This window comes from Paenibacillus sp. FSL H8-0315, from assembly GCF_038005365.1.
Lineage (GTDB): Bacteria > Bacillota > Bacilli > Paenibacillales > Paenibacillaceae > Paenibacillus_AQ > Paenibacillus_AQ odorifer.
Genome location: NZ_JBBOTA010000001.1, coordinates 3,762,021 through 3,784,677 on the forward strand (window position 1 = coordinate 3,762,021; position 22,657 = coordinate 3,784,677).

Below are 22,657 nucleotides of genomic sequence, written 5' to 3' on the forward strand. Positions count from 1 at the left end.
AGGGCACAGCGGTTCTTCGCTGTGTCCTTTTTCGATATGATTTAGTAGAAGAGAGGATCGTACCAGATTAGTAGGAAGTATTAATCCTTTTGATCGAGCTTCCATTTCTGATAGTCCAGAAATTCTTTGAATTCGCGTTTGCTAATGCCTGAGTCCATAGCTTCCTGCACCAATCGGAACCATTCCGAATCTAAATGTGATTCCTCTGCATCATTGGGTTCTCCATAGAGTAGGGCATGAATGGATACCTGAAGCGCGTCAGCGATTTTTTCGATAAACTGGATGGATGGATTGGATTGGATGTTTCTCTCCACGTTGCTAAGATACGACTTAGCCACATCTGCTCTGTCCGCAAGCTCAGATAGGGAGAAACCCTTGTCTAGGCGGAGCTGCTGGATACGTTGGCCCATATTCTGTGGCACTATGCTGACGCCCCTCCGTAATTTTTGTTATTAGTATAGCAAATATCAATAAATCGGACAAAGTTTATTGTAAAGAGAAGAGCAGCAATCTGCTTATCCGTGGCCGGATTCAGGATCTGCTGCTCTTCGAGTATTTTATTAAATTACTTTATTGATCTTAGTAGTCTTTTTTCGCACCTTGTTTAGCTACGAAATCCCAAGTCAGTGTTAAGCTATCGCCTTGGAAAATATTTTGATCTTGGTTATTTTCCACAAATTCGAATTGGACGGAGAAGCTGTCGTTGGTACCGGCTTTAATACCGGATGCTTCGGTAAAGAGTTGATCCCAACCTGTATTTTTTACGAGATCCGGATGCTGACTTTTTAAAGCAGCAAGTGTAGTCTCATAAACTACATTTTCAGGAGAGACGATAGGTACTCCTTTATCATTATTTCTAAGGAATTTAACTTTAATGAACTCGGCTAAATCCAGGTAGTTATCTCCTTTAGCATCCGTGATTTGAGTCGATGTATTCAGAATAATAGATCCGATATCGAGCGAACCATCGTTTTTCAATTTGAAGGATTTAGTTACCGTATCACCTGGTTTCAGGTTAGGAATATTAACGATGACAGAAGGGTCGGAGTTCAGATCGAGCGTGCCCGCTGCGAATGTAGCTGTGCTTTGCGCAGTGTCGCTAAAGTATGCGAAGGTTCCTCCGCCGATTAATGATAAACCCAGTGCTGCAGATGCTACGCCAAGACCCAATGTTTTCTTGATACCCATAATAAAATTCCTCCTCAAATTTGTGTTTGAATTTTTTATAAAATTTATATATTGTATCTTCCGGTTCGTAAGCGGAAGTGGACAATCAACTTAGGGCTGTGTTTCTGTTGGGGGCGGTGAGGCTGGCAGTAGGGCAGCATTTTTCTTTTCTAATACAGCTACAGCCTTCCAAGAGGTATACAGAGCATAGAGCAGAAGCATCAAGCCAGGCACGATCATGAGGACTACACTTCCAGCTTTGGAAACCGCGAAATTCATAGCGTAACCGACATAGGGTACAGTGACCCCGGTATACTGAGCTACAACATTCACAGAACTGGTAGGGTTCATGTCGGGCGCGTCGTTGTTATCGCCTTTAGTGCGATAAACAGCTTCACCAGTAGCGTTATTGACGGTCGCTTCTACAATCCGGTGAGTAATGAGCAGATTATCTTCATTCCTAAAGGTGATGACATCGCCTGGTTTGAAACGATTCATATCCCCTCCGGGTTTTAATGCGACAATTGAGCCTGTCTGAATTCCTGGTTCCATCGATCCTGAGAGTACGGTTTTGATCTCATATCCGAAGAAAGCAGGTTCACCGCCGGAGGCCTTGGATAACACTACGGCTGCCACCAGCAGAATAAAGATCACAAGCATTAAGCTCGATAGGGTATTATTGATAATTTTTTTAATTCGCATCTTATTCTCCACCTTTCTCAGGTTGAGGGTCCGAAGGAGCTTGGGTTGCTACCGGCGGGGTAGTCGTATTGTCTTCCGCCTTTGGCGTCTCTTGTGGAGCCTCTTGCTGAGGGACATCTTTTGGAATTGTGAGCTCTTCGTCAATTTCCGGCTTAACCGGGTCAGTGGCTGGGGCTTCAGGTTGTTCTTTATTTGGGGCTTCCGGAGCAGCTTCACCTGATGTTGGAGGGGTTGCCTCAGCTTTCGCTTTATCCTCGGCTTCTTGTTGCTTTTTCTCCTCAGCCAAACGTTCTTCTTCTTTTTTCGCTTCTTCTTCTTTCTTTGCTTGCTCTTCTTCTAGCCGAGCTTTTTCAAGCTCTTCTAGTTTTTGCTCGCGAGTCTGACTGATCAATTGGAGTTTATCTTGAAGGGTAGTGATACTTGAGGTTGCCGATTCTTTATGGTTAGTCAATTCGGTATTTAGAGCTTCATAAGATGAGGTGAGGTCGCTAGAGATCACGCCGTCTGGTTGAGTGAAGGTAATCAGGAATGGCAGTGGCTGTGGGAACTCTCCTTCGCGTAATTCAAGTTGTCCATATACATCACTGGTAACTACCGAAGCGAATGGAAGACCGACATCGTGTATGGAGGTTAGGTAACTAATAACTCCATTTAAGGAAGCATTCAAGGATTCCGAGATCACACCGCTTTGATTCAGGCTGCTTTGTAAATCTCTGAAAAATTGCTCGTCCTTGATTTCTAGACAGTTGGAATCTAGAGATGTCATATATCCTCCTATCTGGAAGAGTAAGGCTGCTGCTGCACTTAGCTCATTGTGGATTTGATTCCAAATTTGGCTGTTAGCCGCCAGTTGCTCGTTAACGCTATCTATTTGGGATTGAAGCGCCGCTATTTGCGAAGAAATCTCTTCTGCAGCGACATCAAGCTCTTCCAGCGACATCCCTTCTATTCCCGAAACGTCCGAGTAGTTAGCTGATGAGGAAAAGGGCTGTAGTGATTCTTTTAAAGTGAGCGCTCGATTAACATGCTCTTTGAACTCTGTAAGCAGTGCCTTGATCGAATTCGGAAATACTTCGCAAAAGCTAATCGTGCTAGTGGTTTGCGTAGCGGCTCCAAAGCCTCCATAGGTACCACCAACTTGCTGCGAGGTATATAGAAATAAGACGGAGACAGCCATTCCTGATTGCAGTATACGTAATCCGATTTTCCTGTTTCTTCTAGGTCTTCTCCTTGCTGATCTGGGTCTCAGAGGAATACCTCCCCTCAATGTCTGTTTCTTTGGTTCGTTATTATCGTTCTTTATTAAGAACAACTTCTGTAATGAATCATACATGGAATAAATCAAAAAGAAAACTGCCAATAACGCGCATTTGTGCTCTATAAAGAACAAAAATGATAATTTATCTCTGAATAACTCCATTTATCGCTCGTTTACTAAATATATTCGCAATAAAGAACGATCCGTTAGGGTGATTCGCAAAAAAATACCCGGCTCGCAGTAGTAACGCGAGCCGGGCATAAGCGGAGTAATGAAGTTGAGAATATAAATGTATATGTTACGGAAGTTTTGAACCGCGTGAACTAACATACAGGTCATACCATTCTTTACGGCTAAGCTCCAGCTTGTCCGCATCGGCACAGGCAGTAATACGCTTCGGATTCACAGTTCCAATAACAGGCTGAATGGCAGCTGGATGTGTCATTAGCCAAGCCAGTACAATGGCTTCGGGTGTTGTTCCTTTTTCATCTGCGAGCTGTTGGACCATAGCTGCTGTTTGGACGATATTCTCCGGTTGATCCTCTAATGAACGCCCGCTAAATAGACCTTGGGCGAGTGGCCCCCAAGCTTGAAGCTGAATGTTCTCCATTCGACAATGTTCAAGGGTTCCCTCAGGGAAGATAATATCCTTCCATGGTTCACGATTTACACTGATTCCAGCATCCACCCAGCTGATCTTAGCCAAGCTCATATGCAGCTGGTTTACGATAAAAGGTTCATCGCAATAAGTCTGCAGCAGCTTGATCTGAGCGGCGCTCATATTGGAAACCCCGAAATGACGAACCTTACCAGCGGCCTTCAGTTGATGTAATGCGGAGGCTACTTCCTCGGGATCCATTAAGGGATCAGGTCTATGCAGTAGAAGAATATCAATGTATTCGGTCCCAAGTCGTGACAATATTCCATCTACACCGTTCAGAATATGTTGGCCAGAGAAATCAAACGTATTAGTACTGTCTCCAGGTTCCATTAGCTTAATTCCACATTTAGATTGAATTATGATTTCTTCACGTAGTCTTGGACGATCCTTAAAAATCTGACCGAATACCTTCTCCGCCTTCCCACGAGTATAGATATCTGCATGATCAAACATGTTGATGCCGATGGAAAGGGCGGCATCAACCGCTTCATGTCCCTGTTTAACATTCTCCGCAGTAATCGGCTCATGGTCCCAGTCACCGCCTAGCCCCATGCAGCCTAAAGCAATGCGGCTTGCGGGAATCCCGCGCTTGTTTAAAGGTAACGCTTTCAACAATGTGATTCCTCCTTGGAAATTATGATTGCGTACTTGTAGATATTGTACACTCTCAGAAGCCCGTATGGTATTTTTTGTCGCTGGAAGAGCGGTGTTTGGTCTCTTCTTTATTCTTTTCTTCTTGCTTTTCCAGCGTCAAATCTTCCATCGGAATCGGGTCTACATTCTGCTCACTTTCATGAAGATCGAATAGACTTTCTTTTTCTGTTGGATATTGTTCCGGGTGATCCCGTTTGTCACTATTCAGCTGATGTTTTTCTTGAGTCATTTTTACCGCCTCGCCTTTCTTTGAGATTTAATGGCTATTGTGCTCGTTAATAAACGTATTTTGACTCCCTTAAACAGAAAAAAGAGGCCATTAGGCCTCTAAATTCAACGGTGTCCCTATGTCTTTTAGCTTGCGCGCTACAACATCATCGTATAGGCGCTGCAGCCATTTCAGCTCAGTCAGGGTGTGCTCATATGTACCGTACATTAGATGCAGGGCAGAACGAGGCACGATGGAGATATGCTCCTCGTATACCTGATAAGCCAGATTAACCTGATGTTCTGTTTCCCGGAGGCGTTCCTCGAGCAGCTTCTCGACCTTGTTCTGATCGATATGACGGGACATTGCCAGGGCCATATACATCGGATGATAGAAGGGTTCGTTTTTCTTAATTTGTTGCAGGATAAGCTGTTCGAATAAAGCTTTACCTTGCTCCGTTATGGCATAGATTGTTTTGTCCGGCCGATCACTGCTGCGGATGACCTCTAAAGCTTCTATATAACCATCTTGTGCAAGCTTATCCACAGCATAATAGAGTGATCCCATCTGCAGCTTCGTGATCCGGTCCATGGAACGTTCCTTCATCACTAATGTGATTTCATAGGGATGCATGTTCCGCTCCAGCAGTAAACCTAGAATGGCTAATTTCATGGACATAATGGTTACCTTTTGCCCTCGGACGCCTGAACAGCTTTAGCAGGAATGGTAAGACGGTCTTTTGGCATGAGCAGTACAAAGACTAGACCGAGCACTGCAGGAATCAAGGCCCACATAAAGGTTTGTGCAATAGAGGTGGATAACGCACTTGATATTTTCTCTAATATTTCAGCAGGGATCTTCGCTCTTGCTTCAGGTGTTAACGCAGCGCGTGGATCTCCGAAAGCTGCTGACTGTTCACTACCGCCAAAAGCATCGCTTAGACTGTTAGTAAAGCTATTCCGCTGAATAATCCCAAAGATCGTAATTCCCAGCGTCATTCCAAGGGAGCGCATGAAGGTACTGGTCGATGTTGCCGATCCCCGTTGGCGCATATCGAAATTATGGATAGCTGCCATACTCAGCACGGAGAAGGAAAAGCCTACGCCGAACCCAGTCAGAGCCATAAATACATTAAGCATGAGACGGGAGGTATCTGGTGATAAAGTGCTTAGGCTGTAGACCCCTGCGACAAAGCAGACTGCGGATAGGATCATAATGTTGCGGAAGCTGGTTTTTGTGGTAAGCAGCCCCCCGGTCTGACTGCCAACGACCGTACCGATCATCATCGGCATAAGGATCAGCCCTGAGTTCGTAGCTGAGCCGCCAAATACACCCTGCACAAAGATAGGAATGTAAATAGTAGCTACGATAAAAGCAGAGCCATAAAATAGGCTGGTCACGCTGCTTGTTGCAAACAACCGTTTGCGGAACATAGCGAACGAGATCACAGGTTCAGCAGCTACTCTCTCAATAAGGATAAACGCCAGCAAGAGAACAGCAAAACCTACGAATAAGCCAAGGATGGCACTGGAATCCCAAGCATATTGATTACCACCAAGTTCCAGAGCGAACATTAGGCAGATAATCGCGCCAACTAGAGTGAAGGCTCCGCCCCAGTCAATGCGCTGTTTAGCGTGGGAGATCGACTCCTTATAAGAAGTTGCAATCAGGAACAGTGCAATAATTCCTAGCGGCAGGTTAATGTAGAATACCCACTGCCAACCAACATAGTCGGTAATATAGGCACCGAGTAAAGGTCCAAGTACACTGGAGATTCCGAAGACGGCTCCAAAGAGACCGGTCAATTTCCCTCTTTTTTCAGGCGGGTAAATGTCGAAAACGATGGTGAAGGCGATTGGCATTAGTGCACCGCCGCCGATCCCTTGAATGGCACGGTAAATACTGAGCTGTGTGATACTGGTGGCAGTACCGCACAGAGCCGAGCCAATCAGGAATACAATCAATCCGAAAATGAAAAAACGTTTACGTCCATACATATCAGAGAGCTTGCCGAAGATAGGGGTTCCGGCCATTACCATTACCATGTAAGCGGAGGTGACCCATACGATTTTATCCAGACCGCCAAGATCTGAGACTATCGTTCCCATAGCTGAAGCTACAATGGTATTGTCCATTGCGGACATAAGAATCCCAAGCAGCAGGCCAACCACTACGAGTTTAAGATTACTTTCTTTAGTATGCATGCTTCGCAGCTCCTTTTTCTTAATAGTGATAGTGATAGTGATAGTGATAGTGATAGTGATAGTTCTGTTCGAAAAATGTTCATAATTAGAAGCAAAATTTATTATATTCAAATTTGAATAGGGAGGCAATAGTTTTTTTGAAAAAATAGAGATGTATAGCCAACCGTAGAAGAATACGGCGGTAATATAGGGACAAACTACCCGTGGAGATCATCTGTGGATGAATTAGGAATGCCTCTTGACATACCCTACGGGGGTATATTATATTATAACCAAGGAGGCTGATTCTTATGTCTACTGCCAAGAAAGAGCAAGCTGCAGAATCCTGCGACATAAATTGTCATTCTTCATCATCAGGAGAACGAAAAAGTCATCATTCGGCAGAATTCAAGAATAACTTGAATACGCGCCTCAACCGGATTGAAGGCCAGATCCGCGGGGTAAAGGGTATGATTGAGCGGGATACCTATTGTGATGATGTACTCAACCAGCTCGCGGCGGTACAGGCGGCGTTAAATGGTGTCGGTAAGATGCTGTTAGAAGGACATATGAAAAGTTGCATTGTTGAGCGAATCGAAGCTGGCGAACATGAGGTTATCGACGAGCTCCTAATTACGGTTAACAAATTAATGAAATAATAAGCTAATGCTTCTAGAGCATAGCTTCACAACATTTATTGGAGGTTATATTAATGTCAAACGCTACATTAAACGTTGAAGGAATGTCTTGTGGTCACTGTGTTAACTCTGTAGAGAAAGCCGTAGGCAATCTTGGAGCCACAGCTAAAGTTGATCTTGCTGCTAAGAAAGTTTCCGTCGAGTATGATGAGAACAAAGTAAGCCTTGGTGCGATTAAAGAAGCAATTGTAGATCAAGGGTATGACGTAGTTTAATTTGAAGCACAGTAATAAGGCTTGGAGTGATATGGGGAAGCTGCCCAAAGCTCCAATGCCTTTTCTTTTAGAAATTATCATACCCTATAGGGGTATGTGGAGGCGTGGAAATCATGGATAAAACCAAAACAACAGCTTCACCAAACGAACAGCAGGCAACTGTACAGATTACAGGTATGACCTGTTCCGCTTGTGCAACCCGAATTGAGAAGGGTTTGTCCCGGATGGACGGCGTATCTCGTGCGAATGTGAATCTAGCCTTGGAACAGGCTACTGTTGGATTTGATCCGACAGTATCAGGGTTGCCACAAATTGAAGATAAAATCCGTTCTCTTGGTTATGACACTATTAAAGAATCTGCGGATTTTGATATATCGGGGATGACCTGTGCTGCTTGTTCCTCACGGATTGAAAAAGTGTTGAGCCGTACACCGGGCATAGCAGCAGTTAATGTGAATTTGGCGCTGGAAACAGCACATGTAGAATATACACCCGGTAATATCAGTCCAAGGGAGATCATGGAGAAGGTAAGCAGTATCGGCTATAAAGCTTCTCTTAAAGAAGACCGCAAGGATCATGTGGATCGTCGTGGAAAAGAAATTCAGCATAAAAAGTGGAAATGGATCATTTCTGCAATTCTTTCGTTCCCATTGTTATGGGCGATGGCGGGTCATTTCTCCTTCACCGGCTGGATTCCAACACCGGATATATTTATGAATCCTTGGTTCCAGCTTGTGCTGGCTACCCCTGTGCAATTTATCATCGGTTGGCAGTTCTACGTCGGTGCTTATAAAGCCCTTCGTAACCGGAGTGCCAATATGGATGTGTTAGTCGTATTAGGGACGTCGGCAGCTTATTTCTACAGTCTTTATCTGACTATTGATTCCTTAAGCATGAAGGGAATGAATCATACTGTAGAAATGTATTATGAGACGAGTGCTGTACTCATTACACTTATCCTTGTCGGTAAATGGTTTGAGGCGCTGGCGAAAGGCCGTTCCTCTGACGCAATCAAAAGCTTAATGGGGCTTCAGGCAAAAACCGCCCTCGTAATTCGGGATGGGCAAGAAATGAATATCCCGACAGATGAAGTCATTCCTGGCGATATTGTACTGGTGAAACCCGGAACAAAGGTACCTGTGGATGGTGAGGTAGTCGAGGGATCTTCTTCTGTGGATGAGTCTATGTTGACCGGAGAGAGTATTCCTGTGGAGAAAAAAGCAGGGGATACCGTGATCGGTGCCACTATGAATAAGAATGGTATCTTGAGAATCAAAGCCAATAAAGTGGGTCGCGACACTGCGCTGGCTCAAATTATCCGAGTAGTGGAGGAAGCTCAAGGCTCCAAAGCTCCGATTCAGCGGATTGCCGATGTAATCTCAGGGATTTTTGTGCCGATTGTTGTGGGTATTGCCGTAATAACTTTTCTGATCTGGTATTTCTGGGCAGCCCCTGGCCAGTTCGCTGATGCCCTCGAAAAAGCCATTGCAGTGCTCGTAATCGCTTGTCCATGTGCGCTAGGTCTGGCAACGCCAACCTCCATTATGGCAGGATCGGGCCGGGCAGCAGAGCTTGGAATTCTCTTCAAGGGTGGGGAGCATTTAGAGGGAGCGCAAGGGATTCAGACCGTTGTACTAGATAAAACAGGTACAGTGACGAATGGTAAACCCGTGCTTACCGATGTTGTGACTACTACTGGAATTGCAGCTTATGGAAAAGAAAACGCGGAAAACCGATTGTTAGCTTTAACTGCAGCTGCTGAAAAGCTATCTGAGCATCCACTTGCGGAAGCTATTGTTGCTGGCGCTGCTGATAGAGGTTTGGCTTTGCCTACTGCTGAGCAGTTTGATAATGTGCCCGGACGTGGAATTATGGCCGTTGTCTCCGATCAGCAGGTTATGGTAGGCACGCGGCGGATGATGGAAGATCATCAGCTTGATATCACAGAATGGACTCCAATTATGAAGAAGCTGGAGGAGTCGGGAAAGACAGCTATGCTAGTAGCGGTAGAGAGTGAAATCGCTGGGATTGTGGCCGTTGCTGATACGATTAAACCGACCTCAAAAGCGGCTGTAGCCGCGCTCCATGATATGGGTATTGAAGTCGTAATGATCACTGGTGACAATAAAATTACAGCTGAGGCTATTGCGAAGCAGGCAGGGATCGAAAAAGTGTTAGCAGAGGTTCTGCCAGAGGGCAAAGCCGAAGAGGTTCGCAAGCTCCAACAGAATGGGACTAAGGTTGCCATGGTTGGGGATGGGATCAACGATGCTCCGGCACTGGCTACTGCCGATACGGGTATGGCGATTGGGACAGGAACGGATATAGCTATGGAAGCAGCTGATATTACGCTGATGCGCGGGGATCTGAAGAGTATTCCTGATGCGATCATGATGAGCCGCAAAACGATGAGAAATATTAAACAAAATTTGTTCTGGGCGCTTGCTTACAATACAATAGGAATACCGATTGCTGCACTTGGGTTTCTAGCCCCATGGCTGGCAGGAGCTGCGATGGCATTTAGCTCCGTGTCTGTTGTCTTGAATGCACTTCGGCTACAGCGGGTAAAGCTGTAATATCACTATCACTATTTAGGGAGTGGCCACAGTGCAAGTAAATAACGATACAATTTCTCTGTTAATGAAACATGCATCTGTCCGCAAGTTTCAGGATAAGCCAGTAAGTGAAGATCAGCTTAGCGCTATTATTGGAGCAGCTCAGATGGCTTCAACCTCAAGCAATGTTCAGGCTTATAGTGTTATTGCAGTTACTGACCCGGCACTAAAGACGGAGCTTGCGGGACTAGCGGGCAATCAGGCTTATATAGAACAATGCCCAGTGTTTTTGGTCTGGTGCGCTGATCTGTATCGGCTGCGCGAGGTGACGAAACCTCATTTGCAGGGAGAGACTTCTTATGAAGATTCTGCTGAGAACCTGATTGTTGCTACCGTTGATGTTGCGCTTGCTGCACAGAATGCTGCAGTGGCTGCGGAGTCACTAGGACTTGGAATTGTATATATCGGTGGAATCCGTAACCGGATCGCGGAGGTATCGGAATTGCTGGGACTGCCTGAATTGGTCTATCCGCTATTTGGGATGTGTGTAGGTTATCCTGACGGAGCTTCGGGCCTGCGTCCGCGGCTTCCACTAGAGGCTGTTCTGCATCGTAATCGCTACAATGCGGAAACCACTGTGGAGCAGGTCAAAACTTACGATAAAGTCTCCTCAGACTATATGCGTGAGCGGACCCACGGCGCCAAAGACACCCCTTGGTCGGCCATTATGGCGGAGCGATTGTCACAGCCAGCACGGCTGCATATGAAGGAGTTTCTGCTGGAAAAAGGATTCCTTCGGAGGTAACTAAACTTGCTTCACCTAAAGAGGCTGCCTTATTAGTAGTTCATTCTACTGATAGGGCAGCCTCTTTTTTTTATTCGAAGCCAGGAAGGTGACAGTTGTCATCTTAAAGAAATGACAGTCCATACTAATGTCATGTCTTCTTTTTCCATATGATTGAAATAGATCAAACGCATTCGGAAGCGGAGGGATTACGTTATGGATAATATTATAGAAATGCACGGGGTCAGCAAAATATATAAGGATAAAAAGGCCGTAGATAATATCAGCTTTAACATTGCTAAAGGTTCGATTACAGCTATTCTGGGACCGAACGGAGCGGGTAAAACAACGGCATTAGGCATGCTGCTGGGGCTAATAGAGCCTACCGAGGGTACAGTGGAGTTGTTCGGTCATCATCCGAAGGATAAAGCAGTACGTGAAAAGACTGGAGCGATGCTGCAGGAGGTAAGTGTAATGGATCGGCTAAAGGTGCGGGAGATCATTGATCTGATCCGCAGCTATTATCCAAAGCCTATGGATATGGAGTTTCTAATTAAGGCTACTGGACTTGCGCCAGCCGATTTGAATAGATACGCCGAGAAGCTCTCGGGCGGTCAAAAGCGTAGTTTGGGCTTTGCGCTCGCCCTCGCGGGTAATCCGGAGCTGATCTTTTTCGATGAACCTACAGTCGGACTTGATATTACTTCCCGGCGGCGGTTCTGGGAAACGGTTCGTGGACTTGCGGAGCAAGGAAAAACGATTGTGTTCACGACCCATTATTTGCAGGAAGCAGAAGATATTGCGGATCGTATTCTATTATTCAGTAAAGGCCACTTAGTTGCGGACGGAAGTCCAGATGAGATTAAATCGCGGATTGTGAAGCGTTCCGTGTCCTTCCTGCCTGTGGGTGATCGCTCGCAATTGCGCAGAAACCTGCTAGACCTAGCTGCTATAGAGGATTGTTATGAAAAAGATGGCCGCATTCACGTGACCACAGAGGATACAGATGAGGCGCTTAAAGCGATTTTTGTGGCTGGACTTCCTGTGAAAGATGTTCGAATTGATCAGGGACGTTTGGATGAGGCTTTTGAACAATTGACCATGAACCAAGAGGAGGCTGTCTAACCATGAGACTAATTACTGTACAGTGTAAAGCGGAAATGCTGCGGATCATCCGTAATCCCTATTATGTGTTCTGGTCTTTGCTCATGCCCATCATGTTCTATTTCATCTTCACCCGGGTGGTCAATACAGGTAGCGATGACCTAACGTGGCGTGCTCATTATTTAATGTCTATGGCGACCTTCAGTGTAATGGGCTCAGCCATTATGACGCTTGGCATCCGGTTGGTGCAAGAACGAACACAAGGCTGGACCACCTTTATTCGGATTACACCGCTGCCGGGATCGATCTATTTTTTCGGAAAAATGTTCGGACAGACGATGATGCATCTGTTTTCGGTCATTTGTATTTTTATCGCAGGCTATTTAATCAATGGCGTCTCTTTATCCGCAGGTCAATGGGTGCTTAGCGGGCTGTGGATCCTGATCGGTTCTCTACCATTTTTAGCGATTGGTACGCTTGTAGGTGCTATGAAACGGGTGGATACAGCCAGTGGAGTCAGCAACGTGATTTATATGGCTCTTGCTGTAGCAGGGGGCATGTGGATGCCGATTGAGATTCTGCCACGATTAATGCAGCGGATTGGTCATTGGTTGCCTTCCTATAACTATGGGAATGGAGCATGGGAGATCGTTCGTGGCTCAGCTCCGACGTGGAGTAATGTCTTGATTTTACTCGGATATTTGGTAGTTTTTATGTTACTATCGGTCTATATTCGAAAAAAACAGGAAGCGGTGTGAATGAATGGCTGAGCGTGCGAAGTTCCGGTTATTTCCACAAAAACAGGGATTTTTCCCTTTTGTATGGGCTGTTTATCTGGTTATGCCCATCCTGAATTTGCGCGGGGAGACTGGAATGAAGCTCATTCTGGGCGGGATTATGATAGCGGTATTTGCCCTCAGCTATCGCCAGCTGTATTGGGTGCGGGGTGGAGTGTTTAATGTTTGGTTAATTATTCAAATGTTGATCATCGTGGTGCTTAGTGTGTTCTATACCCCCTATAATCTGTACATGGGCTTTTTCACCGCAAATTTTATCGCATATTATACGGAGAATAAAGGGTTCAAAATTGCATTTGCTTCTTTTGTGATCATGATCCTTTCGGTGCTGGTCTTAGTGGGTCGTGAGATGGAGTGGGGAAGCGTGATGTTTTTAGCTCCGTTTATTATTATTATGTTGATTAGTCCGTTCGGAGTGAGGTCCATGAATCGGAATCAGAAGCTGGAGAAAGAGCTGGATCAAGCCAATGAGGTGATTAAAGAGCTGGTGAAGCGTGAGGAACGAATGCGAATCGCCCGTGACCTGCATGATACCCTTGGCCATACCTTGTCCTTGATTACGTTAAAGAGCCAACTCGTAGAGAAGCTGGTGACGAAAAATACGGAGCGAGCTCAAGAGGAAGCACGAGAAATTCAGCGCACTTCACGGGCTGCGCTCCGTCAAGTGCGTGAGCTAGTGTCGGAAATGCGAGCGATCTCAGTAGCAGAGGAACTGGCTGAAGCTGGAGAGATGCTGCGAACGGCAGAGATCGCCTTAGAAGTGGAAGGGGATATCTCTCTGGAGGGGGTATCCGACCTGACGCAAAATATCCTTAGCCTCTGTATCAAAGAAGCAGTGACTAATATCGTAAAGCATAGTAGAGCGGACAAATGCTTCATAGGAGTGGCAAAGCTGGCTGGAGAAGTGCGAATTACCGTTAAGGATAACGGCATTGGTCTACAGCATGGGGAGAGAGGGAATGGTGGGCTTAGCGATGGAAATGGCATGAAGGGAATGGCAGAGCGTCTATCCCTGATTGATGGCTCCCTGTCGCTAAGCTCAGCTGAGGGTCAGGGAGCTACGCTGATCGTTACCATCCCGCTAATCGTAAAAGATGCACAAGGGGGTGAGACTGCATGATAAGCATTGTTATAGCGGAGGACCAACGTCTGCTTCGGGGAGCGATGGCTTCTTTGCTGGATCTTGAAGACGATATCGAAGTAGTCGGAGAAGCTTGTGATGGGGCGGAGGCGTTAGCTTTAATCGACAAGCTTCAGCCAGATGTCTGTCTCATGGACATTGAAATGCCGTTCAAGAGCGGGCTGGAGGTTGCAGAAATATTGCGGAGTAAGGGTTGTCCGACCCGAATTATTATTTTGACCACCTTTGCCCGTCCAGGGTATTTTGAGCGTGGAGTAAAGGCTGGTATTCAAGGGTATTTGTTGAAGGACGAGCCTGTAGATAAGCTAGCTGAATCTATTCGTCGTGTCATGGCTGGACATCGGGAGGTATCTCCTGAGTTAGTCTTCGGCAGTCTGCGGGAGGAGAATCCATTAACAGCACGGGAGCGCGAGATTTTAAAACTGGCTGGAGAAGGGCAAACCGCGAGCGAGATAGCCTTTTCGCTGCATCTGTCTTATGGCACTGTCCGCAATTACATCTCTGAAATACTCAATAAGCTGGAAGTGAAAAGCCGGATTGAGGCGGTACGGCTGGCGGAAGAAAAAGGCTGGATTTGAGGGGAGGAGGGCATTGTTATGCAAATATTTCTGATTCGTCATGGTGATCCGGACTATTCCATAGATGATCTAACGGAATTCGGGCATCAGGAAGCAGCGGCATTGGGAAAACGCATGGCATCTATCGGACTGGATGAATTATATGCTTCACCATTGGGTAGAGCACAGACAACAGCAAGTTATGTGGCCAAAGAGACGGGACTTGTAATTCAGACAGAACCTTGGACTTGTGAATTGGATTGGACAGGGATTATGTTGGATGGACAAATGGCGCCTATATGGGATAGTCCGGGAGAACATATTAGTGAACTATCGAGTGGAAAAAGAGAATGGTCTGATCAAACAGATCATTGGTTAAAACAAGAGGAATACAGATTGCGGTTTAGCGAACTACAAGCGGCTTCAGATCAATTCTTGCTTAGCCACCACTATAAAAGAGAAGATGGCCTATATCGTATCCTCGAGCCTTCTACCAAGAAGATTGGAGTTGTGTGTCACGGTGGCTTTGGCCTTGCATGGCTAGCCCATTTATTGCAGATTCCTTTAGCCTTGGCTTGGTCCGTATTTTGGCTTGCTCCAAGCTCGGTAACGACGATCTTGTTTGAAGAGCGCAGCGAGCACTATGCAGTTCCCAGATGTATTGGATTGGGAGATGTCTCCCACCTCTATGCTGGGGGTATGAACTATCGCCCAAGGGGATTAATGGGTAATCATGTTTAAGGTGACTGATTAAGAGCGAGCAAGAACATTGTCTATGAAGTGAAAGGCCATCCCGCAGAGGATGGCCTTTTTTAATAATACAAGAAAGTATAAGTTTGGCACGAGACATTATCCTTCTATTTCTCCCATAAACGCTTACCGTCCTTTAGGGGCACCGAAGGCGCTTTTGCTTGCATATAAGAATCATGCCCCTTGCCCAGTTCCTGATTTCCACTTGCTATTGTGCTAACGGACTTAGATGCAGCTATTTGTACATTTTAAGCCTTTTGGAGGAAGTTGCGGACTCGAGAGATCTTATTTTCCATAAATGGAGGGAATATCGTGCTATTTTAGTGATATAAAGTCTCTGAAGTCCGTTAGCATCCCAGAACAGCGAAATAGTTACGAATAAGGGCTGTGGTGTCCGAACGCAATTCTGAATTCTGCTCGCAATAAAGCTACATTTGCAGATAGCAGCAGCTTTTTCATGAAATGGTCCACTAATTTTGGTTTTGAGCCTAAATTATCTGAAATTCCACTCTTCACCGTGGATTTAATTTCACCTGTGAACCTTTGCCACCTGTCTGTATGCCAGTTTCCTTCGTTCCAACTTCCTTCAAGTCAGTCACTAGTCGTTCCAATACGGCCTTGGAGGCAGCAGCTTCCTTCGCACCGGAAGCTTTGACAACTAATTGCACCGGCTTGCCGGAGCGTAGATGCTTCTCGGCCTGACGGAGCTTCGTATCGTAGTCATGCTCTTCAATATGAGCAGTGAAGCGGAGCTCTTTGACCTTCTCCTTGCTGCCGCCCTTTGCAGCTGAGCCCCCACTGGCCTTGCGTGCTGAGGCTGCTTCTTTCTGCGCGGCCGCTTTTGCTTTGCCCTTTGCAGTTAGGCTGCAGGGCGGTGGGCTGCTCATTAGCGAGGTGCATACCAGATCAGCTCCCGCTGATCTGGCCATGGCCAGCGCCTCTTCCCGGGAGACGATCCCCAGCTTTTCACCCCTAAGTCCTGTAAGGACTACTTCGGATGCTCTGATTTGTTCATTGATTAATACTGCCACTGCTATGAATCCTCCCCTGATAACGATGATAAAGCTATCATATATGGAACTAGCTTGAGGTTCAAATGTGGAGCGTAGGATTAGCGTTACTAATCCTCTCAATTTCTTTTTTTATGATTTGTAGGATTAGTTTTTTAGATGATGTTGCTAGATATTCTCGGTTGCGCTGCTGTAATATACCCACTTGAATGAACGGCTCGCTTAGTTCAACATCTATTTTTACGATATCTGTCATTAAAGCTGTCGAATCAAGCACTACCCCCACCCCAGGGTTCTTTCTTACAAAATGAGGAATAGCAGAAATTTGGCTTATGGTGGATAAAGTGGGCTTTGATTCGAATCTCGAAAATTGCTTAGCTAACCGAAGGTAATATAAGCAAGTGCGTCCTCCAGCTATAATTGGATATTCAAGAATTTCTCGAAATGAAATCTCGTCTCGTCCGTTTAAAGGATGATTTTCATCTACTATAAAAGCGATTTTCTCGTGATAAAGCGGTTCGAAATAAAAGAAAGACAGGTCGGACGGCTCACCGCAGATGGCGAAATCCAGTTCTCTTTGTAGAACAAGTTGTGAGAGGGAATCAGTGTTACCCTGAATGAAGTTACATGCCATCTTTGTTTTTTGCTCCTGAAACTTTCGCAAGGCGTTCGGTAGGACGGATTCCATCATGGATTCAATGCTTCCGATATGAAGTGTACCAATTTCGTCATGCTGTAAAGCTTTGGTGAGTTCTGTTACATAGTTCCAATGTTGAATAAGGTTATCGATTTCCCCTGCAAAAACTTGCCCAGCACTTGTCAGTTCTACTTCCCAGCCTCTGTGAAAGAGTTGTATGCCCAGTTCTTTTTCAAGTCGTTGAATTTGGTTGGTAATAGTAGACTGTGCATAATTCAACTTCTCGGCAGCGCGTGAGAAAGTGCCTTCTTGAAGAATGGTCTTAAAAGCCATCAGTTCTTTTAGATCCATCGATTGTCACCTCTATCGGTATAATTGATTAAGATTATTATCTTATTCAATTATATAAATAAAAATACTGAGAGTACAATAAAAGAATTCCAAAGAAGGAGTGAATTAAAATGCCATTTATTAGAGTCAGTTATCTGGAGCAACAATACGACATTCATCAGCTAGAAGGAATATGCAGAGCGATTATGAGCGCGTTAATTCAGCATTTTCATGTACCGGAGGATGATATGTTTCAGGTTTTTCATGCGCATAAAGCGGGGGAATTTTTTTATAGTAAAGATTATTTAAATATTGAACGAAGCGACGGACTGATATATATCCAAGTTACGCTAAAATCCGGAAGATCAACGGAACAGAAGAAAAGCTTTTACGCGAGGCTAGCCGAGGAATTATCGATGACGCTAAACATCAGAAAAGAAGATATATTCATTGTGCTCGTCGATACGGAATTCGAAGATTGGTCGTTTGGTAACGGTGTTGCTCAAATGCTACAACCTCCGGTTAGGGAGGTGTAATATGGCGCATCAGAAAATCGTCACAAATGTACGGGAATCGTTAGGGGAGTTCGCTCCGGCATTCGTCGACTACTCGGAAAATGTGTTATTTGGGGACTTATGGAGACGTGAGCAATTATCACTTCGGGATCGTAGCATGATTACGATTTCTGCCTTGGTGATGGGGGGCATGACGGAACAACTCCCCTATCATCTGCGCTTGGCTTTAGAGAACGGCTTACAACTTGAAGAAATCGTGGAGGTCATCACCCACCTTTCTTTTTATGCAGGTTGGCCGCGAGCCTCTTCAGCTCTAGAGGTTGCAAAGGATGTCATAGGAAAAAATAAATAATGTCTGACTTTTCAATCCCATCCGTAACCTTTAGGAACTTCATTGGCACTTGTATATAATACGGAAGAAGGGAGCGGAGGACAGATGCTTCAGTATATCGAAGAGGCTAAACAAGGAGACCGACAAGCTTTTGAACAGATTGTTAAGCACTTTACACCGATGGCCAATGCAGTTGCGTTCGAAAAGCTGCGTGACTATCAATTAGCGGAAGATGCTGTGCAGGAAGCTTTCACAGAAGCCTTTTTGCATTTGAATAAATTACGAGCAGTAGAGGCATTCCCGGGCTGGTTTAAAGCTATTGTGGTGCGGCAATGTTATCGCATCTTGCGAAGAAAGCAGCATCCTGCATTACCCTACGAGGAAGCTGCGCAAGCGACAGAATCTTCATTTTCTATAGCAGATATTATTGAGAAAAAGGAAACCCAACGGCTGGTTCACGAGTCTATAGCTGCATTAACGTCCAATATGCGGATTGCCGTTCAATTATATTATTTTCAAGGCTACTCACTACAAGAGATTGCTGACTTTCTGGGGACTTCGGTTTCGGTATTGAAGAAGCGACTTTTTGATGCCCGCCGCAAGCTGAAAGGTGCATTGCCTGTAGCAGATGTTCTTTCCGTATTCAACCATTTGTACGAAGGGGGAAAAGCTGTGCTTCACATTGTAAATGGAGATGTAGTGGGAGAGAAGCTGCGGCAAGGAATCGTGAAAGGTGATGTACTAGTGTGGAGAGAGGTATATTCGCATGGGCCGGTATTTTTGGATCCTGCCGATGGAGATAACCGCGCTGTTCGAGCGCAATATTTGGAACAAACGATGGGGATTCCGCAGAGGGAATTTATCGCCAATAGTGAGAGGCAAGAGAAGATTTTAGCTGATTTCCATAAATATGAAGAAGTGGTGTTATGGTTCGAGCATGACCTTTTCGATCAGACGATGCTCAGTTATTTACTCCATTGGTTCTCGAAGCAGAAAATGTTAACCACCAAGCTAAGCTTACTATGCATTGGAGAGTATCCGGGAATAAAGTTATTTCGAGGACTTGGACAACTTTCTATAGAGCAGATGGAAACATTATCAGGCACATGGAAGCTAATCGGAGCCAAAGAATTAGAAGCAGGTCAAGCACTCTGGGAAGCCTATGTATCACCGAATCCAGAATTGCTGCAACAACGATTAACTACAGATACATCGGCGTTACCCTTTGCACATGACGCCTTCCGGGCGCATTTATCGCGCTTTCCTTCTACTACAAACGGACTTGGCATCGTAGAACAAATCACGCTGGAGATGATCCATGAGGGAATAAAATCACCCTATGAGCTGTTCAAAAATGTGGGTGATAAGCTTCATATCTTGGGAATGGGCGACTTGCAATATTGGCATATCCTAAGAAAGATGGTACAAGGCACGTACCCTTTGCTACAAACCCATGGATGCAATGAGTTCCCTGTTTATAACGATTCAGTAATGCAATTTAAAGACTGTGAGCTTGTATTAACAGAGCTAGGTAAGAGTGTAATAGCTGGAAACGAAGACTGGGTGCAGAAGAATGGCAGCGATGAGTGGTTTGGAGGTGTACATCTGCAAGGATTGACTCCGCGCTGGCGGTGGAATCCGTTGGTCGGTGCGCTTCAGGAGAGAAGTGCCGAGGCGTAATTTATTAATCTAAATGTTTGCTACACAAGGCATATTGAGCATAAAAAGACTTCCACTAACTTGGAGATACTCAAACGCTCCAGAGGGGGAAGGCTTTTTTGTTGTATCCATATATTATATGAATAGTAAATATAGTATATATCATCTATTTAAAGGGTGATTGATCTTTGTTGGAGAATATTATCTATAGAATAAATAGTGAAAGTATTCACTTGATGATGCAAAGGGAGGAATATTCGTTATACGATAGGAGGATGATGTATCAATGTCCATACAGAATAAAACAGCAATGATAAGAATTGCAAAAGCAAATTTAAAAGCGGAAAAAACCAAAAATTACTTTGTAGGCAGTGTGATAGCTTTAGCTGCGTTTTTATTAACTGTTGTAATGACCTTTGGTTATAATTCTTTTACTAACCTACAACATGAGTCGAATTTCCAGGCTTTATTCTATAATCTCAATAACAATGAAATCTCACGATTGAAAGAAATAGAGGGAATTAATAAAATCGGACTCTATAAGGAAATAGGCAGAGAGAAAAAAGAAGAACGCTTATTGTCCATTCTCTACACGGATCAAGCCATGATGGATTTATCAAATGCCAATATCGTTCTGGGGAAGTTCCCTACAAAAGAAAATGAAATTGCAATAGAAAAAGACTTTCAGTTATCCGATGATCGAAGCCTGGGGCTTGGCGATTCTATTTCTTTGCAATTTAGAAACAATGCCAGCAAAGAATTTCAAACCAGCCAATTTGTGATTTCTGGAATTCTGCAAACAACCGCATCAGGTAACGAGAATCGAATCGGCTACAATGCTCTGGTATCAAGCGCGTTCGTTGAGGCAGATCCGTTTCTTTCCAAAGAGGATTACTCCGCGGCAATTAGCATCAACAACAGCAGCAGTTATTCCAACGAGGAACTGAAGTCAAAAATCAAAGAAATAGGGCAGCGAATGGGTATCTCTGAGAGAAATATTCAGATCAATAATGTGAATGTGGACAGTAATAATCTGTCAGGAAGCACTGTGATATCCATCTTGTCTATCATGCTGATCATCGCACTGGCTTGTTGGCTAGTTATCTACAATATCTTTTATATTTCAATTACTAAGCGAATTAAACAATACGGACAACTTAGAGCAATCGGTGCAACAAAAAAGCAGATAAAACAGCTAGTTCTATATGAAGGGAAAAATCTTTCAAGAAAATATATCCCTATTGGAGTTATCTTAGGATGTTTAATGAGCTGGATTTTAAGTGGCTTTCACTGGAATGCAGTTCCAAGTTTTTCACTTGCCTTTTTAGCCGGTTTGCTCACCAAAGTAACAGTTAGAGCTTCATTAAACGCACCATCTAAATTCGCATCAAGAATCTCTCCTATAACGGCGATTAGACATGTAGATGCCGATGTTAATACAAAAAAGGAGAAAAGAAACTCGAAAAGACTCACACCATTTTCTTTAGCTGCATTGAACTTATCAAGAAGCAGGAAAAAGACGGTGTTAACTTTGCTGTCTCTTTTTTTAAGCGGAACGCTATTTGTTTCCTTGGGGACATTGTTAAACTCGGTCGATCCAATCTCAAAAGCAGAGAAATATTTTCCGAATCATGGTCGGTTTGATATTCAAATTAATAATGAGTTGTATTCTGAAACAACCTCATTAAGTGATCTTCAGACGGAAGGGCAACTATCTACTTCTTTAAAAAATAAAATCCTAGCTATAAATGAAGTTGAGGACGTAATCGAACATCAGTATATTGAAGCTGCTATCGAAGGAATAAAAACGGATGATGGGGCCGCGATAGTCAGTATTGAGAATATCCCTACGTTAAACAACGAAAGATGGAGTAGTCATTTGGCTGAGGGGAAGATCCCGGATGTTGATTCGTCGGATGCATCCTACATTCTCCTTAACAGCGCCAGTAGTGACTTAGATTATTACGGGGCTCATTACGCTGTCGGTGATCATATTTCATTCATAATTGCTAATGATCAGGAGAAGGTTAAACATGATTTTGAGATCATTGGAGATATTACGGATAAGAATTCAGGAACTTCATTTTATCTTCCACCCAAAGTAATGCAAACTGTAGCCCCTTTTAATAGCAATAAGAGCTACGAAGTTATTACTATGGATAAATCGAATGAAGAGTTAATAAAGAGTGAGTTAGAGGGTGTGATTCTCAATGAGGATACACTCAAATTATTGTCTTTTTCCGAAGTTGTGGAATCCAATAGAATTGCTTTTAGAACTATCACTATTTCAGTGTATAGTTTTATGGTTTTTATAGCAGTATTCAGTATGATCAATCTCTTGAACACCATAATCACCACTATTTCTGCAAGAAAAGGGGAGCTAGGCCTTATGCAAGCCATAGGAATGAGCCGAAAACAATTAATGGCTATGTTAACCTATGAAACAGGATTTTTAGTTGTTGGAAGCTTTACGATGGCTCTTTTTACGGGCAATCTAATGGGATACATGATAAGTAAGAGTGCAGGGAATATGGGGGGGCTTTCCTACATTCAATACCAATTCCCTTGGAGTGCTATTTTCCTGTATTTCTTGGTTATTTTACTTGTCCAGACTGGTATGGTTCAGTTTGTTAGACGATCAATATCGAAGCAGAGCATTATAGAGCAATTAAATTAACGATGCGGAAAGTTTAGCTATATTTAATAAATCCCTCGCCTTTATACGGGCCAAACGTGAAAAT

Annotated in this window: 23 protein-coding genes; 13 read left to right on the forward strand and 10 right to left on the reverse strand. The window is 44.4% G+C overall.

Features of this window, described 5'->3' with window-relative positions; all coding sequences use genetic code 11:
* Positions 1-80 precede the first annotated feature (80 nt).
* The 8 genes from MHB56_RS16380 to MHB56_RS16415 form a co-directional block, all read right to left on the reverse strand.
* Positions 81-410, reverse strand: coding sequence for a helix-turn-helix domain-containing protein (locus MHB56_RS16380; protein ID WP_036682795.1), 330 nt, complete (start codon positions 408-410; stop codon positions 81-83).
* 169 nt (positions 411-579) lie between these two features.
* Positions 580-1,188, reverse strand: coding sequence for a TasA family protein (locus MHB56_RS16385; RefSeq protein ID WP_036682781.1), 609 nt, complete (start codon positions 1,186-1,188; stop codon positions 580-582).
* A 90-nt stretch (positions 1,189-1,278) separates the two neighbouring features.
* Complete coding sequence (gene sipW / locus MHB56_RS16390; protein ID WP_341143759.1) at positions 1,279-1,869, reverse strand: signal peptidase I SipW; 591 nt, start codon at positions 1,867-1,869, stop codon at positions 1,279-1,281.
* A gap of 1 nt (position 1,870) precedes the next feature.
* Positions 1,871-3,046 carry a hypothetical protein gene (locus MHB56_RS16395; protein ID WP_341143760.1) on the reverse strand — a complete coding sequence of 392 codons (1,176 nt, stop codon included), beginning with the start codon at positions 3,044-3,046 and terminating at the stop codon, positions 1,871-1,873.
* A 379-nt stretch (positions 3,047-3,425) separates the two neighbouring features.
* Positions 3,426-4,403 (reverse strand): aldo/keto reductase, encoded by a 978-nt coding sequence (locus tag MHB56_RS16400; protein ID WP_341143761.1) that lies wholly within the window; start codon positions 4,401-4,403, stop codon positions 3,426-3,428.
* A 52-nt stretch (positions 4,404-4,455) separates the two neighbouring features.
* The gene (locus tag MHB56_RS16405) at positions 4,456-4,671 is read right to left on the reverse strand and encodes a hypothetical protein (RefSeq protein ID WP_051491260.1); all 216 of its coding nucleotides are present in this window, start codon (positions 4,669-4,671) and stop codon (positions 4,456-4,458) included.
* 90 nt (positions 4,672-4,761) lie between these two features.
* Positions 4,762-5,328, reverse strand: coding sequence for a PadR family transcriptional regulator (locus MHB56_RS16410; RefSeq protein ID WP_341143762.1), 567 nt, complete (start codon positions 5,326-5,328; stop codon positions 4,762-4,764).
* Positions 5,329-5,333: 5 nt separating this feature from the next.
* A complete protein-coding gene (locus MHB56_RS16415) occupies positions 5,334-6,854 on the reverse strand; it encodes an MDR family MFS transporter (RefSeq protein ID WP_036682771.1) in 1,521 nt (506 codons plus the stop codon).
* Positions 6,855-7,144: 290 nt separating this feature from the next.
* Here MHB56_RS16415 and MHB56_RS16420 point away from each other — a divergent pair, with 290 nt between their 5' ends.
* From MHB56_RS16420 to MHB56_RS16460, 9 genes are all read left to right on the forward strand, one after another.
* Positions 7,145-7,492 (forward strand): metal-sensitive transcriptional regulator, encoded by a 348-nt coding sequence (locus tag MHB56_RS16420; RefSeq protein ID WP_076124636.1) that lies wholly within the window; start codon positions 7,145-7,147, stop codon positions 7,490-7,492.
* 53 nt (positions 7,493-7,545) lie between these two features.
* Positions 7,546-7,746: a copper ion binding protein gene (locus MHB56_RS16425; protein WP_076124634.1), complete on the forward strand. Its 201-nt coding sequence runs from the start codon at positions 7,546-7,548 to the stop codon at positions 7,744-7,746.
* A 113-nt stretch (positions 7,747-7,859) separates the two neighbouring features.
* Entirely contained in the window at positions 7,860-10,322 is a 2,463-nt protein-coding gene (locus tag MHB56_RS16430) for a heavy metal translocating P-type ATPase (RefSeq protein WP_076124633.1), read from the forward strand.
* Positions 10,323-10,353: 31 nt separating this feature from the next.
* Positions 10,354-11,106 (forward strand): oxygen-insensitive NADPH nitroreductase, encoded by a 753-nt coding sequence (gene nfsA, locus MHB56_RS16435; RefSeq protein ID WP_076185647.1) that lies wholly within the window; start codon positions 10,354-10,356, stop codon positions 11,104-11,106.
* Positions 11,107-11,301: 195 nt separating this feature from the next.
* On the forward strand, positions 11,302-12,210 hold the full coding sequence (locus MHB56_RS16440; protein ID WP_076124631.1) for an ABC transporter ATP-binding protein: 909 nt from the start codon (positions 11,302-11,304) through the stop codon (positions 12,208-12,210).
* A gap of 2 nt (positions 12,211-12,212) precedes the next feature.
* Complete coding sequence (locus tag MHB56_RS16445; RefSeq protein WP_036682760.1) at positions 12,213-12,947, forward strand: ABC transporter permease; 735 nt, start codon at positions 12,213-12,215, stop codon at positions 12,945-12,947.
* 4 nt (positions 12,948-12,951) lie between these two features.
* Entirely contained in the window at positions 12,952-14,106 is a 1,155-nt protein-coding gene (locus MHB56_RS16450) for a sensor histidine kinase (protein ID WP_339189276.1), read from the forward strand.
* Positions 14,103-14,705 carry a response regulator transcription factor gene (locus MHB56_RS16455; RefSeq protein ID WP_036682756.1) on the forward strand — a complete coding sequence of 201 codons (603 nt, stop codon included), beginning with the start codon at positions 14,103-14,105 and terminating at the stop codon, positions 14,703-14,705. Before MHB56_RS16450 ends, MHB56_RS16455 begins: the two co-directional genes overlap by 4 nt.
* A gap of 18 nt (positions 14,706-14,723) precedes the next feature.
* Positions 14,724-15,425: a histidine phosphatase family protein gene (locus tag MHB56_RS16460; RefSeq protein ID WP_076275989.1), complete on the forward strand. Its 702-nt coding sequence runs from the start codon at positions 14,724-14,726 to the stop codon at positions 15,423-15,425.
* A gap of 521 nt (positions 15,426-15,946) precedes the next feature.
* Here MHB56_RS16460 and infC read toward each other — a convergent pair.
* Together infC and MHB56_RS16470 are read right to left on the reverse strand one after the other, a co-directional pair.
* Complete coding sequence (infC, locus tag MHB56_RS16465) at positions 15,947-16,465, reverse strand: translation initiation factor IF-3 (protein WP_076124627.1); 519 nt, start codon at positions 16,463-16,465, stop codon at positions 15,947-15,949.
* Between the two features lie 61 nt (positions 16,466-16,526).
* Positions 16,527-17,432 (reverse strand): LysR family transcriptional regulator, encoded by a 906-nt coding sequence (locus MHB56_RS16470; RefSeq protein WP_076185655.1) that lies wholly within the window; start codon positions 17,430-17,432, stop codon positions 16,527-16,529.
* Between the two features lie 110 nt (positions 17,433-17,542).
* Between MHB56_RS16470 and MHB56_RS16475 the strand changes: the two genes are divergently transcribed.
* From MHB56_RS16475 to MHB56_RS16490, 4 genes are all read left to right on the forward strand, one after another.
* A complete protein-coding gene (locus MHB56_RS16475; RefSeq protein WP_076185657.1) occupies positions 17,543-17,947 on the forward strand; it encodes a tautomerase family protein in 405 nt (134 codons plus the stop codon).
* A gap of 1 nt (position 17,948) precedes the next feature.
* A complete protein-coding gene (locus MHB56_RS16480; protein ID WP_341143763.1) occupies positions 17,949-18,278 on the forward strand; it encodes a carboxymuconolactone decarboxylase family protein in 330 nt (109 codons plus the stop codon).
* 84 nt (positions 18,279-18,362) lie between these two features.
* On the forward strand, positions 18,363-19,937 hold the full coding sequence (locus MHB56_RS16485) for a sigma-70 family RNA polymerase sigma factor (protein ID WP_341143764.1): 1,575 nt from the start codon (positions 18,363-18,365) through the stop codon (positions 19,935-19,937).
* Between the two features lie 265 nt (positions 19,938-20,202).
* Complete coding sequence (locus MHB56_RS16490; protein WP_341143765.1) at positions 20,203-22,593, forward strand: ABC transporter permease; 2,391 nt, start codon at positions 20,203-20,205, stop codon at positions 22,591-22,593.
* The last annotated feature ends 64 nt before the right edge of the window (positions 22,594-22,657 follow it).

Coding starts and splice junctions, on each gene's coding strand:
- MHB56_RS16485 (WP_341143764.1), top strand. CDS start 18,363: ATGCTTCAGTATATCGAAGAGGCTAAACAAGGAGACCGACAAGCTTTT.
- MHB56_RS16450 (WP_339189276.1), top strand. CDS start 12,952: ATGGCTGAGCGTGCGAAGTTCCGGTTATTTCCACAAAAACAGGGATTT.
- MHB56_RS16490 (WP_341143765.1), top strand. CDS start 20,203: ATGTCCATACAGAATAAAACAGCAATGATAAGAATTGCAAAAGCAAAT.
- MHB56_RS16480 (WP_341143763.1), top strand. CDS start 17,949: ATGGCGCATCAGAAAATCGTCACAAATGTACGGGAATCGTTAGGGGAG.
- MHB56_RS16415 (WP_036682771.1), bottom strand. CDS start 6,854: ATGCATACTAAAGAAAGTAATCTTAAACTCGTAGTGGTTGGCCTGCTG.
- MHB56_RS16425 (WP_076124634.1), top strand. CDS start 7,546: ATGTCAAACGCTACATTAAACGTTGAAGGAATGTCTTGTGGTCACTGT.
- MHB56_RS16395 (WP_341143760.1), bottom strand. CDS start 3,046: ATGGCTGTCTCCGTCTTATTTCTATATACCTCGCAGCAAGTTGGTGGT.
- MHB56_RS16475 (WP_076185657.1), top strand. CDS start 17,543: ATGCCATTTATTAGAGTCAGTTATCTGGAGCAACAATACGACATTCAT.
- MHB56_RS16440 (WP_076124631.1), top strand. CDS start 11,302: ATGGATAATATTATAGAAATGCACGGGGTCAGCAAAATATATAAGGAT.
- MHB56_RS16460 (WP_076275989.1), top strand. CDS start 14,724: ATGCAAATATTTCTGATTCGTCATGGTGATCCGGACTATTCCATAGAT.
- MHB56_RS16405 (WP_051491260.1), bottom strand. CDS start 4,671: ATGACTCAAGAAAAACATCAGCTGAATAGTGACAAACGGGATCACCCG.
- MHB56_RS16410 (WP_341143762.1), bottom strand. CDS start 5,328: ATGTCCATGAAATTAGCCATTCTAGGTTTACTGCTGGAGCGGAACATG.
- MHB56_RS16455 (WP_036682756.1), top strand. CDS start 14,103: ATGATAAGCATTGTTATAGCGGAGGACCAACGTCTGCTTCGGGGAGCG.
- MHB56_RS16430 (WP_076124633.1), top strand. CDS start 7,860: ATGGATAAAACCAAAACAACAGCTTCACCAAACGAACAGCAGGCAACT.
- MHB56_RS16470 (WP_076185655.1), bottom strand. CDS start 17,432: ATGGATCTAAAAGAACTGATGGCTTTTAAGACCATTCTTCAAGAAGGC.
- MHB56_RS16445 (WP_036682760.1), top strand. CDS start 12,213: ATGAGACTAATTACTGTACAGTGTAAAGCGGAAATGCTGCGGATCATC.
- sipW (WP_341143759.1), bottom strand. CDS start 1,869: ATGCGAATTAAAAAAATTATCAATAATACCCTATCGAGCTTAATGCTT.
- MHB56_RS16385 (WP_036682781.1), bottom strand. CDS start 1,188: ATGGGTATCAAGAAAACATTGGGTCTTGGCGTAGCATCTGCAGCACTG.
- MHB56_RS16380 (WP_036682795.1), bottom strand. CDS start 410: ATGGGCCAACGTATCCAGCAGCTCCGCCTAGACAAGGGTTTCTCCCTA.
- MHB56_RS16420 (WP_076124636.1), top strand. CDS start 7,145: ATGTCTACTGCCAAGAAAGAGCAAGCTGCAGAATCCTGCGACATAAAT.